This is a genomic window from Pseudomonas sp. (assembly GCF_036404235.1).
GTDB lineage: Bacteria > Pseudomonadota > Gammaproteobacteria > Pseudomonadales > Pseudomonadaceae > Aquipseudomonas.
The window spans coordinates 107,997-120,408 of the sequence record NZ_DASWOT010000148.1 but is presented as its reverse complement, the minus strand read 5'-3'; the positions used below and the strand labels follow the sequence as shown (position 1 = coordinate 120,408).

Here is a 12,412-nt window from a genome sequence, read left to right as displayed (position 1 = left end):
CCGGGATGACATCAACCACGCGCCAGAACCTTGCTCAATGCTTCAAGGAAACGGCTGTTTTCAGCAGGCAGACCGATGCTCACGCGCAAGTGATTGGGCATGCCGTAACCACCGACTGGACGAACAATGACACCTTCGCGCAACAGCCCGTCATAGACAGATGCGGCTTCGCGCCCCAGGTCGACAGCGAGAAAATTGGCTTTCGACGGCACCCACGTCAGACCCATTTCACGCAGGCCGCGTTGCAACTGCTGCATGCCGGCTTCGTTCAGGCGGCGGCTTTCAGCCACGTAGTCAACATCGTCCAGTGCGGCTGTCGCCGCGGCCAAGGCGAAACTGTTGACGTTGAATGGCTGACGCACACGATTCAGCACATCCGCCACCACCGGCGAGGACAACCCGTAACCAACGCGCAGCGACGCCAGGCCATAGGCTTTGGAGAACGTGCGCGATACCAGCAAATTCGGGTTGTCGGCCAGAAAATTCAGGCCGTCCGGCAAATCTGCGCCTTGGGCGTATTCAATGTAAGCCTCGTCCAGCACCACCAATACGTTTTCTGGCACATCGGCGAGGAAATCCGCCAGCGCTTGCGGACCAAACCAGGTACCTGTCGGATTGTTCGGGTTGGCAATGAAAACCACCCGGGTATTGCTGTCGATAGCGGCCAGCATGGCGGGCAGGTCATGCCCCCAGTCCTTGGCTGGCGCTACACGCGCATCGGCACCGACAGCTTGCGTGACGATCGGATAGATCGCGAAAGCATGTTGGCTGAACACCGCGTTCAGGCCCGGCGCCAGATAAGCACGCGCGACGATCTCCAGGATGTCGTTGGAACCATTGCCCAATGTGACCTGATTGGCCTGAACGCCACAGCGTTCGGCCAGACGCTTCTTCAAGTCAAAACCATTGCCATCGGGATAGCGGGTCAGCTCGGCCAGTTCATCGCGAATCGCCGCCAGGGCTTTAGGGCTTGCACCCAGCGGATTTTCATTGCTGGCCAGCTTAATGATTAGCGCCGGATCGATATTCAGTTCACGCGCCAGTTCATCCACCGGTTTACCGGGAACGTAAGGCGATAGTTTTTGCACGCCAGGCTGAGCCAGCGCGAGGAAGTCGCCACTCATGAATCACTTACCTCGTCAGAGAACCGCTTTCGGGTAGGAACCCAGCACCTTGAGCGCCACCGCTTCCTGACTAATGCGCTCCAGCACCGCCCTGATCAATGGATCACGGTGATGACCGACGAAGTCGATAAAGAACACGTAGGTCCATTTACCGCTGCGCGAAGGTCGTGTTTCGATACGGGTCAGGTCGATTCCGTTCTCATGGAAAGGCACCAGCAATTCATGCAGTGCGCCAGGCTTGTTGCTCATCGAAACGATGATCGAGGTTTTGTCGTCGCCGGTCGGCGGAACCTCTTGGCTGCCGATAATCAAAAAGCGCGTGGAGTTATCCGGGCGGTCTTCGATTTTCTCGGCAATGCGTGTCAGGCCATACAGGCCAGCCGCCATGTCGCCGGCAATGGCAGCGGAATTCCATTCACCCTTGACGCGCTTGGCTGCTTCGGCGTTGCTGGAAACCGCAACGCGTTCGACATTTGGATAATGCGCGTCCAGCCACTTACGGCACTGGGCCAGCGACTGAGCATGGGAGTAAATACGGCTGATGCTGTCGGTCTTGGTGTTTTCGCCTACCAGCAAATGGTGGTGAATGCGCAATTCGACTTCGCCACAGATGACCATGTCGTGCTCAAGGAAGCTGTCGAGGGTGTGGTTGACCGCACCTTCAGTGGAGTTTTCCACCGGAACGACACCAAAGTTGACCGCGCCAGCGGCCACTTCACGGAAGACTTCGTCAATTGCCGCCATGGGCAGGCTGATGACCGCGTGACCGAAATGCTTCATCGCTGCGGCTTGAGTGAACGTGCCCTCAGGGCCTAGGTAGGCCACTTTCAATGGTTGCTCAAGGGCCAGGCACGAGGACATGATTTCGCGGAACAAACGCGCCATGTCTTCGTTACTCAACGGGCCTCGATTGCGCTCCATCACACGCTTGAGCACCTGAGCTTCACGTTCTGGACGATAGAACACCGGCACTTCACCTTCGGCCAGGGTCGACATCTTCACTCGCGCCACTTCCTGTGCGCAGCGCGCACGCTCGCTGATCAGTTCGAGGACTTTCTCGTCGAGGCTGTCGATGCGCAGGCGCAGTGCCTTGAGCTCTTGTTCAGACATTAACCGTGTTCCTTCTCGAACTCTGCCATGTAGGCCACCAGCGCATTGACCGCGTTGATGTCGATGGCATTGTAGATGGAGGCACGCATGCCGCCGACCGAGCGGTGACCCTTGAGGTTAAGCAGGCCGCGTTGCCCGGCGCCCGCCAGGAACGGCTTGTCCAGGCGATCGTCAGCCAGACGGAACGGCACGTTCATCCACGAACGGTCGGTTTTGTTGATCGGGTTGCTGTACAGGCCGCTGGCGTCGATGAAGTCGTACAGTGTGCGCTGCTTGATTTCATTGCGCTTGGCCAGCGCTTCGACACCGCCCTGCTCTTTCAGCCATTCGAACACCAGGCCGGACAAGTACCAGGCCAACGTCGGCGGCGTGTTGTACATGGAGCCGTTGTCTGCCGCGACCTTGTAGTCGAGCATGGTTGGACAGATCGAGCGTGCGCGGCCCAACAGGTCTTCGCGAATGATGACGACCACGACACCACTCGGGCCGATGTTTTTCTGCGCACCAGCGAAGATCATGCCAAAGCGCGAGACGTCCACAGGACGCGACAGAATGTCCGAAGACATGTCGGCAACCAATGGAACATCGCCGGTTTCAGGGATCCAGGTGAACTCCAGGCCGCCAATGGTTTCGTTCGGCACGTAATGAACGTAGGCCGCGTCTTTCGACAGTTTCCACTCGTTCTGTCCGGGAATAGCGAAATAGTCGTAAGGTTTTGCGCTGGCGGCCACATTGACGTGACCAAAGCGCGAAGCTTCTTCGATGGCTTTCTGCGACCAGATGCCGGTGTCGATGTAGTCAGCAGTACCGTCTTCGGGCAGAAGGTTCAGGGGTACCTGAGCGAACTGTTGGCTCCCGCCGCCCTGCAGGAACAGCACTTTATAGTTCGAGGGGATGGACAGCAGATCGCGCAAATCCTGCTCGGCCTTGGTGGCGATGGAGACGAACTCATCGCTGCGATGGCTCATCTCCATGACGGACAGGCCTTTGCCATGCCAGTCGAGAAGTTCCGCCTGGGCACGCAACAGAACAGCTTCAGGAAGCGCGGCAGGGCCGGCGCAGAAGTTAAAGGCTCGCTTGCTCATATCCACTCTCGTCATATAGCTCGTTGAATTCGAAACGGGTGTATCCCTGTATGAGCTGCCGAAGGCTGCGATGGTAATCTTCATTGCAGCCTTCGGCAGCTCATACAGAGGGGCCTGGGCTGGCCCCCGCTTACGACATCAGTCTTGTGACTCTTCTTCGTCAGAACCCGCGTCGGCTTGCAGATCGCTGGATTCATCGGCGTCCGGAACGATCAACGTTTCACCGTCAAGCACCTCGCCATCGACCTCTTCGCCCTCAAACTCTTCGCCTTCTACTTCCGAAGGCTCCTGAACGCGCTCCAGACCGACGAGCTTCTCGTCTTTCGCCAGCTTGATCAGCGTGACGCCCTGAGTGTTTCGGCCCAGGCTCGACACTTCGTCGACGCGGGTACGAACCAGGGTGCCCTGGTCGGAAATCAGCATGATTTCCTCGCCGTCCTGCACTTGCACCGCACCGACCAGGCGGCCGTTACGCTCGTTGCTGACCATAGCGATTACGCCCTGACCGCCACGCTTGTACTCAGGGAACTCAGAGATTGCCGTGCGCTTGCCAAAACCGCGCTCGGACGCCGTAAGGATCTGACTGCCTTCTTCCGGGATCAACATGGAGATCAGTTTTTGACCTTCCTGCAGACGCATGCCGCGTACGCCGCGAGCAGTACGACCCATGGCGCGAACGTTGGACTCTTTGAAGCGAGTCACCTTGCCGCCATCGGAGAACAGCATGATTTCTTGCTCGCCATCGGTGATGGCAGCGGAGATCAGGATGTCGCCTTCGTCCAGCTCCAGCGCGATGAGGCCGACGCTGCGCTGACGGCTGAAGGCCACCAGCGGAGTTTTCTTGACGGTACCGTTGGCCGTGGACATGAAGATGAACGGCGCCTTCTTCTTGTCTTCAGCCCTGATGCGCGCCTTGTGCTCTTCTTCGGTCTCGTTGCTGTTTTCGTCGTCGACTTCGTTTTCGATGGCGTCGACGTCTTCCTCGTCAGCCTGCTTGCGCATGGCGTCAAGGTCCACCGGCAGCATGGTGGTGATGTACTCGCCTTCGCTCAGCGGCAACAGGTTGACCAACGGACGACCACGGGCAGCGCGGGACGCTTCCGGAATCTCGTAGGTCTTGAGCCAGTAAACCTTGCCCTTGCTAGAGAACATCAACAGCGTGGTGTGGCTGTTGGCGACCAGCAGGTGAGCGATGTAGTCCTCATCCTTGATGCCAGTAGCCGATTTGCCCTTACCGCCGCGACGTTGCGCCTGGTACACCGCCAATGGTTGAGTCTTGGCATAACCACTGTGGGAGATCGTGACCACACGCTCTTCTTCGGTGATCAGGTCGCCAAGGGTCAGGTCCAGGCGCATATCGAGAATTTCGGTACGACGGACATCGCCGTATTCCGCACGAATCAGTTCCAGCTCTTCGCGGATGACTTCCATCAGGCGCGTGGCACTGTTGAGGATGCGCAGCAATTCGCCGATCTGAATCAGGATTTCCTGATACTCGGTCAGCAGTTTTTCGTGTTCCAGGCCGGTCAGACGATGCAGACGCAATTCAAGAATCGCTTGCGCCTGTTCTGGCGACAGGAAGTATTTGCCATCGCGCAGGCCGAATTGTGGATCGAGGTTGTCCGGACGGGACGATTCGGCGCCAGCGCGCTCGACCATCTCCATGACCGCACTCGATTCCCATGGCGTGCTGATCAGGCCTTCCTTCGCCTCTGCCGGGGTCGGCGACGCCTTGATCAGCGCGATGACCGGGTCGATGTTCGACAGGGCTACCGCTTGACCTTCAAGGATGTGCCCACGCTCGCGCGCCTTGCGCAGTTCGAACACGGTGCGGCGGGTAACGACTTCGCGACGGTGACGAATGAACGCTTCGAGCAGGTCCTTGAGATTGAGTATCCGCGGGCGACCGTCGATCAGGGCAACGATGTTGATACCGAAAACGCTTTGCAGTTGAGTCTGGGCATAGAGGTTGTTGAGGATGACCTCAGGCACTTCGCCACGACGCAACTCGATCACGACGCGCATACCGTCCTTGTCGGACTCGTCGCGCAGTTCGGTGATGCCTTCGAGTTTTTTCTCTTTGACCAGCTCGGCGATCTTCTCGATCAAACGAGCCTTGTTCAACTGATACGGCAGCTCGGTGATGACGATCTGCTGACGGCCACCGACCTTGTCGATGTCTTCGACGATGGACCGAGCGCGCATGTAAATGCGGCCACGGCCCGTGCGATAGGCCTCAACGATGCCGGCACGACCATTGATGATGGCGGCTGTCGGGAAGTCGGGGCCGGGAATGTATTGCATCAACTCATCGACGGTCAGGTCGCCGTTGTCGATGAGCGCCAGGCAACCGTCGATGACTTCACCGAGGTTGTGTGGCGGGATGTTGGTCGCCATACCAACGGCGATACCGCTGGAGCCGTTGACCAGCAGGTTGGGGATGCGCGTCGGCATCACCGCCGGGATCATCTCGGTGCCGTCGTAGTTCGGCACCCAGTCCACGGTTTCCTTGTGCAGGTCGGCCAGCAGTTCGTGGGCCAGCTTGGTCATGCGCACTTCGGTGTATCGCATGGCGGCGGCGTTGTCGCCGTCGACGGAACCGAAGTTGCCCTGGCCGTCTACCAGCAGGTAGCGCAGCGAGAAAGGTTGCGCCATCCGTACGATGGTGTCGTAGACAGCCGTGTCGCCGTGCGGGTGATACTTACCGATCACGTCACCAACCACACGAGCGGATTTCTTGTACGGCTTGTTCCAGTCGTTACTCAGTTCGCTCATAGCGAACAGTACACGCCGATGCACGGGCTTCAAGCCATCACGTGCATCCGGCAGAGCGCGTCCGACGATGACGCTCATCGCGTAGTCGAGGTAGGACTGCTTCAGCTCGTCTTCGATATTGACCGGGAGGATTTCTTTGGCCAGTTCGCCCATGAAGCCTGATTCCTTTTTCTGGTGAAACTTCGTCACATCTCATGCGAGACGAACGAAGCTCGTCGCGGCCGACTTTTGCCTGACAGCGACTTACGACAAATCAGCGAGTTATGCCATGGATTTGCGCAGTAAAGAGAGCTGCATCGAGCCCTCTTGGAAACCGCCGGATGTTACCACAATCGCCGTCAGGCACGAAGCCTTTGAAAGCGCTGAATATGGGCCATTTCGCCATCAGACGCCTGAGAGACGCTTACAGGGCCCAATAGCACCTGCATGACGAACGGCAAGCCGGGCGACGAAGTGGTCAATGCAAGCGTTTTCTGCACATCAACTGGGTCATTTTTGCGGTGTCTGGACGTTCGACGATCCCCTTCTCGGTGACGATGGCATCGATCAAGTCGGCAGGCGTGACGTCGAAGACCGGGTTGTACGCATCGACCTCGGCGCCCACGCGATGACCGCCGACCTCCAACAATTCGCGACCGTCACGTTCTTCGATGGGGATGTCTTCGCCGCTGGCCAGGGCCATATCGATGGTGGAGCTCGGTGCAACCACCATGAAGCGCACGCCATGGTGCATGGCTGCCACAGCTAGCTGATAGGTGCCAATCTTGTTCGCCACGTCGCCGTTGGCGGTGATGCGATCGGCGCCGACGATGACCCAGGTAATGCCTTTGGTTTTCATCAGGTGCGCGGCGGCGGAGTCCGCGTTCAGCGTGACCGGAATACCTTCATTGACCAATTCCCAGGCAGTCAATCGCGAGCCTTGTAACCAAGGCCGGGTTTCGTCCGCATAAACGCGCTCGATCATGCCCTCTATATAGGCTGCGCGGATCACACCCAACGCAGTGCCAAAACCGCCGGTCGCCAGCGCCCCGGTGTTGCAGTGAGTGAGCACGGTTTGCAGGTTGCCCTGATGCTTGCGGATCAACTCGGCACCCAATTGGGCCATGGTCAGATTGGCTTCGCGGTCGCTGAGGTGGATGGCGACAGCCTCGGCTTCCATGGCCGCACGCGGATCTTCATGATCCTTCAAACGTTGAAGGCGTTCGCGCATGCGATTCAGCGCCCAGAACAGGTTGACGGCTGTGGGGCGCGAGTTGGCCAACACCGTGAAATCCTGCTCCAGGGCCGCACGCCAGTCGCCGCCAGCGGCAAAACGGTCAACCACCGCAAGTGCAATGCCATACGCTGCGCTGATACCGATGGCCGGGGCACCACGCACAACCATCGAACGAATCGCCTCGGCCACACCTGCAGCCGTTGTGTAAGCCAGCCAAGTTTCTTCGAAGGGTAGAATCCGCTGATCCAGCAGATACAACGTGCCGTCCCGCCAATCGATGGCTTTCACCTTTTCCGCAGCCAATAGCCGATCGCGCATTGCACACCCCACCTGATGATTTGAAAACAGAACGTCAAACGCCGCTACCAGAAAGCAAATAGCCAGCAGCTAAAAAAGCCGCCGATTATAGCGAGCCGACCGCGAAGACGCTCGGGTATACTTCGCCGTCATCGTATTAAGCCATTGGATGCCCCGTCATGCTGGATTGCGCTGCCCCGCTCGACCTCTTGCTCCTGCCCACGTGGCTGGTCCCTGTCGAACCCGCTGGCGTTGTCCTTCAGGAACATGCATTGGGCATCCGTGATGGCGTGATTGCCTGGATTGGGCCCAGATCCGAAGCGTTGAAGCAAAACGCCAGGGAGATCCGCGAGTTGCCCGGCATGCTGCTCAGCCCCGGCCTGATCAACGCTCACGGGCATGCTGCCATGACCCTGTTTCGCGGGCTGGCGGACGATCTGCCGCTAATGACCTGGCTTGAGAACCACATCTGGCCTGCTGAAGTAAAGTGGGTCGATGAGGCATTTGTCAGCGATGGCACCGACCTGGCAATCGCCGAACAACTCAAGGGCGGCATCACCTGTTTCTCTGACATGTACTTCTTCCCAAAGGTCGCATGCGAGCGCGTACACAACAGCGGCATTCGCGCGCAGATCACCGTGCCGGTGCTGGACTTCCCGATACCCGGTGCGCGCAATGCCGACGAAGCGCTGCATATCGGTGTCGAGCTGTTCAATGACCTCGCCCACCATCCTCGGATCAAGGTCGCCATTGGCCCCCACGCACCGTACACCGTCAGCGACGAGAACCTGGTGAAGATTCGCGTGGTCGCCGACGAGCTGGACGCGATGATTCACATGCACCTACATGAAACCGCGTTCGAAGTGCATCAGGCGGTCGAACAAACTCAGGAGCGGCCATTGGCCCGTCTGAATCGTCTGGGGCTGCTGGGGCCGCGCTTTCAGGCGGTACATATGACGCAGATCAGCGATGACGACCTGGCACTGCTGGTAGAAAGCAACTCCAGTGTCATCCATTGCCCGGAATCGAACCTGAAACTGGCCAGCGGCTTCTGCCCGGTCGAGCGGTTATGGCAAGCCGGGGTCAACGTGGCTATCGGCACCGACGGCGCGGCCAGCAACAATGATCTGGACTTACTGGGCGAAACCCGAACGGCTGCGTTGCTGGCCAAGGCTGTCGCCGGTTCTGCGACCGCGCTGGACGCTCATCGCGCCCTGCGCATGGCGACATTGAACGGCGCGCGGGCGATGGGGATCGAAGAGACAACCGGCTCGCTGGAGATCGGCAAGGCTGCCGACATCGTTGCCTTCGATCTGTCTGGGTTGGCTCAACAGCCGATTTACGATCCGGTTTCGCAACTTATATACGCCACTGGCCGCGATTGCGTGAGCCATGTGTGGGTCGCAGGCAAGCAACTGCTTGACGACAAACGCCTGACCCGCATGGACGAACAAGCATTGATCGAAACCGCCAAGGCCTGGGGCCGACGCATTGCCGGCCAGCCTGAACTCAATTAGTACCGTTTCGGCCAGCACGCCGGAACAGGACAACCGCCTTTCAAGATTTTAGAGGGATCACTCATGAGTAACGTCGACCACGCGGAAATCGCTAAATTCGAAGCCTTGGCCCATCGTTGGTGGGATCGCAACAGCGAGTTCAAACCGCTGCATGACATCAACCCGCTGCGCGTCAACTGGATTGACGAGCGGGTCAATCTGGCCGGCAAAAAGGTGCTGGACGTGGGTTGTGGCGGCGGGATTCTGAGTGAAGCGATGGCTGTGCGCGGCGCGACAGTGATGGGCATCGACATGGGCGAAGCGCCCCTGGCCGTGGCGCAACTGCATCAGCTGGAATCGGGGGTGAGCGTGGAGTATCGGCAAATCACCGCTGAAGACCTGGCCGAAGAAATGCCAGAGCAGTTCGACGTGGTGACGTGCCTGGAGATGCTGGAGCACGTACCTGACCCCTCGTCGGTGATCCGCGCCTGCTACCGGATGGTCAAGCCAGGTGGCCAGGTATTTTTCTCCACCATCAACCGCAATCCGAAGGCGTACCTGTTCGCCATCATTGGCGCCGAATACATCATGAATCTGCTGCCGCGCGGTACGCATGACTTCAAGAAATTCATTCGCCCGTCCGAGTTGGGTGCCTGGAGCCGCAGCGCCGGGCTTAACGTCAAGGACATCATCGGCCTGACGTACAACCCGCTGACCAAGCACTACAAGCTGGCCTCTGACGTTGACGTCAACTACATGATCCAGACGCTGCGGGAGGCCTGATTCATGCGCCTGCGTGCAGTACTTTTCGACATGGACGGCACCCTGCTCGATACTGCGCCGGACTTCATCGCGATCTGTCAGGCGATGCTCGCCGAGCGCGGTTTCCCGCCGGTTGCCGATAAGCTGATTCGTGACGAGATTTCCGGGGGCGCTCGGGCCATGGTCGCGGCTGCCTTTGCGCTCTCTCCTGCAGCCCCGGAATTCGAAGCGTTGCGCCTGGAGTTTCTGGAGCGCTATCAAAAAGACTGCGCGGTTCACAGCAAGCTGTTCGACGGCATGGCAGAGCTTCTGGCCGACATCGAGAGCGCCAGATTGATCTGGGGCGTGGTGACCAACAAGCCGGTACGTTTCGCGCAACCGATCATGGAGCAGTTGGGGTTGTCGCAGCGTTCAGCGGTGTTGATCTGCCCGGACCATGTGAGCAAAAGCAAGCCCGATCCAGAGCCATTGATCCTGGCCTGCAAAATGCTCGATCTGGACCCGGCCAGCGTGTTGTTCGTCGGCGACGACCTGCGCGATATCGAATCCGGTCGGGACGCTGGCACCAAAACCGCAGCGGTGCGCTACGGCTACATTCACCCTCACGACAACCCCGATCATTGGGGCGCCGACGTAGTGGTGGACCACCCACTGGAGTTACGCAAGGTTTTGGATAATGCGTTGTGTGGGTGTTGAGGCTACCCTGATCCTGGCCGAAGGCCGTGGGAGCGAAGCGTGTTCGCGAATGAGGTCAGTACATTAAGCCTGCTCTGAACCAGGGTCACTGCCTTCGTCAGGATACGTCCCAGACCAAGCCTCGCTCCACTGCGCGACAGCGCGACGCCTAGGTGGCGGGACGGATTCCACAGCAGTCAGCATTGACAGAACTGATGAGGTATTCCCATGTTCAACTACTCCGCCCGCCCCGATCTGCTCAAGGACCGAGTCATTCTGGTCACAGGTGCAGGCCGTGGCATTGGTGCTGCGGCGGCAAAGACCTATGCAGCGCATGGCGCAACAGTGCTGTTGCTGGGCAAGACCGAAGCTAACCTGAGTCAGGTCTACGACGAAATCGAAGAGGCCGGCCACCCTCAGGCCGTGGTCATTCCATTCAATCTGGAAACCGCCCTGCCCCATCAATACGATGAACTGGCCGCCATGATCGAGCGCGAATTCGGCCATCTCGATGGCCTGCTGCATAACGCCTCGATCATCGGCCCGCGCACGCCAATCGAACAATTGTCTGGCGAGCACTTCATGCGGGTGATGCACATCAACGTCAACGCAATGTTCATGCTGACCTCAACCCTGCTGCCACTGCTCAAACTCTCCAGCGATGCGTCGGTGGTGTTCACTTCCAGCAGCGTTGGGCGCAAGGGACGGGCGTATTGGGGTGCCTACGGCGTGTCCAAGTTCGCCACCGAAGGCTTGATGCAAACCTTGGCCGACGAACTCGATGGTGTCGTACCTGTTCGCGCCAACAGCATCAATCCAGGCGCAACACGCACCAACATGCGCGCTCAGGCGTATCCCGCAGAAAACCCACTGAACAACCCGACACCCGAAGAAATCATGCCGGTTTATCTGTACCTGATGGGGCCTGACAGCACTGGCATCAATGGGCAGGCGTTTGACGCGCAGAAGTAAATGCCCTGTAAATACGCGCCTGGCCGATACGGTGCTGGACTCGGCTAAACGATACAGGGCAATCGCCTGGAGTGGCGAGTTAAACAGCTACTCGACGAGCGCGAAGCGACTATCGCGCAATGACGCAATGCCGTCCTGTTGCGGTCGCTCCTGGGCCATACAGCACTCCAGAAACAGGTACATGTACTCATAGCTTTTGCAGATTGCCACCCGCAGGTCCGACTGCAATTGCACGCTCGGGTTGTTGCCAGCCAATGTGCAAATGATTTCCAGCGCTTCCCAAGGATGAGAGTCGTCGTACTGCGCATGTATTTTCAGCCATTTCATCGCACGCTTTCGCAAATCAGGCGCGAACATGTCAGCGTAGGTCTCTTGCGAACAAACCACCGCCGACCACTCCCCCGTCGCGCCCTCAATGGCGTAGTTGGTCGCGGCCATCGCCACCACCAACGAATCCGATGAGCAACTGTGCCAGCACCAATGACTCAAGGCGTGAAGTTGCGACGGGACCCGTTGTGCCTGCAGGTCTTGGAGATTGACCCCATGGGCGGCGCTCCAATTTACCCAGTAATCGGCATGATTGAGTTCGACCCGAATATTGCGCATCAGCCAGCGACGCGCCATGTCTTCCCCCGGATGCCGGGCAAAACGGGTCTTGGTCAAGTTGTGGGCCATATAGACCGCGAACTGTTCCACCACCGGCCACCCACCAATCAAATATTGGCGCATGGTTTTGGAGCTCAGTGTTCCATCTCGCATACGTTGATAAAGCTCGTGCCCTACCACCTTTGACTTGGCGTCGCTGCAATCTTCAATCAATTGCTGCGCCCAAGCGGGGTAACTACTGGCATCCATCAGCGGACCGGTTCTAATGAACATATCGATCACTGTGTCGCTCCT

The 12,412-nt window shown here is 58.6% G+C and carries 10 protein-coding genes; 4 read left to right on the top strand and 6 right to left on the bottom strand.

What is annotated here, in order from left to right:
• Nucleotides 1-11: 11 nt before the first annotated feature.
• The 5 genes from hisC to mtnA form a co-directional block, all read right to left on the bottom strand.
• Nucleotides 12-1,124 carry a histidinol-phosphate transaminase gene (gene hisC, locus VGC62_RS18905; protein ID WP_331188605.1) on the bottom strand — a complete coding sequence of 371 codons (1,113 nt, stop codon included), beginning with the start codon at nt 1,122-1,124 and terminating at the stop codon, nt 12-14.
• A 15-nt stretch (nt 1,125-1,139) separates the two neighbouring features.
• Complete coding sequence (pheA, locus tag VGC62_RS18900; RefSeq protein ID WP_331188604.1) at nt 1,140-2,234, bottom strand: prephenate dehydratase; 1,095 nt, start codon at nt 2,232-2,234, stop codon at nt 1,140-1,142.
• Nucleotides 2,234-3,319: a 3-phosphoserine/phosphohydroxythreonine transaminase gene (serC, locus tag VGC62_RS18895; protein WP_331188603.1), complete on the bottom strand. Its 1,086-nt coding sequence runs from the start codon at nt 3,317-3,319 to the stop codon at nt 2,234-2,236. Before serC ends, pheA begins: the two co-directional genes overlap by 1 nt.
• 138 nt (nt 3,320-3,457) lie before the next feature.
• Nucleotides 3,458-6,247, bottom strand: a complete 2,790-nt coding sequence (gene gyrA / locus VGC62_RS18890; protein WP_331188602.1) for a DNA gyrase subunit A — start codon at nt 6,245-6,247, stop codon at nt 3,458-3,460.
• Between the two features lie 304 nt (nt 6,248-6,551).
• Nucleotides 6,552-7,628, bottom strand: a complete 1,077-nt coding sequence (gene mtnA / locus VGC62_RS18885) for an S-methyl-5-thioribose-1-phosphate isomerase (RefSeq protein ID WP_331188601.1) — start codon at nt 7,626-7,628, stop codon at nt 6,552-6,554.
• Nucleotides 7,629-7,786: 158 nt separating this feature from the next.
• Here mtnA and VGC62_RS18880 point away from each other — a divergent pair, with 158 nt between their 5' ends.
• The 4 genes from VGC62_RS18880 to VGC62_RS18865 all read left to right on the top strand — a co-directional run bounded on the left by VGC62_RS18880 (nt 7,787) and on the right by VGC62_RS18865 (nt 11,512).
• Nucleotides 7,787-9,124: a TRZ/ATZ family hydrolase gene (locus VGC62_RS18880; protein WP_331188600.1), complete on the top strand. Its 1,338-nt coding sequence runs from the start codon at nt 7,787-7,789 to the stop codon at nt 9,122-9,124.
• 63 nt (nt 9,125-9,187) lie between these two features.
• Nucleotides 9,188-9,886, top strand: coding sequence for a bifunctional 2-polyprenyl-6-hydroxyphenol methylase/3-demethylubiquinol 3-O-methyltransferase UbiG (gene ubiG / locus VGC62_RS18875; RefSeq protein WP_331188599.1), 699 nt, complete (start codon nt 9,188-9,190; stop codon nt 9,884-9,886).
• Between the two features lie 3 nt (nt 9,887-9,889).
• Nucleotides 9,890-10,561, top strand: a complete 672-nt coding sequence (gene mupP, locus VGC62_RS18870) for an N-acetylmuramic acid 6-phosphate phosphatase MupP (protein WP_331188598.1) — start codon at nt 9,890-9,892, stop codon at nt 10,559-10,561.
• Nucleotides 10,562-10,768: 207 nt separating this feature from the next.
• Complete coding sequence (locus VGC62_RS18865) at nt 10,769-11,512, top strand: YciK family oxidoreductase (protein ID WP_331188597.1); 744 nt, start codon at nt 10,769-10,771, stop codon at nt 11,510-11,512.
• Between the two features lie 87 nt (nt 11,513-11,599).
• Here the strand turns inward: VGC62_RS18865 and VGC62_RS18860 are convergent, their stop codons facing one another.
• A complete protein-coding gene (locus VGC62_RS18860; protein ID WP_331188596.1) occupies nt 11,600-12,400 on the bottom strand; it encodes a TenA family transcriptional regulator in 801 nt (266 codons plus the stop codon).
• Nucleotides 12,401-12,412: the final 12 nt, after the last annotated feature.

What these genes read in the sequence shown, in the direction of transcription:
- hisC (WP_331188605.1), bottom strand. Translation starts at nt 1,124, where the DNA reads ATGAGTGGCGACTTCCTCGCGCTGGCTCAGCCTGGCGTGCAAAAACTA.
- pheA (WP_331188604.1), bottom strand. Translation starts at nt 2,234, where the DNA reads ATGTCTGAACAAGAGCTCAAGGCACTGCGCCTGCGCATCGACAGCCTC.
- serC (WP_331188603.1), bottom strand. Translation starts at nt 3,319, where the DNA reads ATGAGCAAGCGAGCCTTTAACTTCTGCGCCGGCCCTGCCGCGCTTCCT.
- gyrA (WP_331188602.1), bottom strand. Translation starts at nt 6,247, where the DNA reads ATGGGCGAACTGGCCAAAGAAATCCTCCCGGTCAATATCGAAGACGAG.
- mtnA (WP_331188601.1), bottom strand. Translation starts at nt 7,628, where the DNA reads ATGCGCGATCGGCTATTGGCTGCGGAAAAGGTGAAAGCCATCGATTGG.
- VGC62_RS18880 (WP_331188600.1), top strand. Translation starts at nt 7,787, where the DNA reads ATGCTGGATTGCGCTGCCCCGCTCGACCTCTTGCTCCTGCCCACGTGG.
- ubiG (WP_331188599.1), top strand. Translation starts at nt 9,188, where the DNA reads ATGAGTAACGTCGACCACGCGGAAATCGCTAAATTCGAAGCCTTGGCC.
- mupP (WP_331188598.1), top strand. Translation starts at nt 9,890, where the DNA reads ATGCGCCTGCGTGCAGTACTTTTCGACATGGACGGCACCCTGCTCGAT.
- VGC62_RS18865 (WP_331188597.1), top strand. Translation starts at nt 10,769, where the DNA reads ATGTTCAACTACTCCGCCCGCCCCGATCTGCTCAAGGACCGAGTCATT.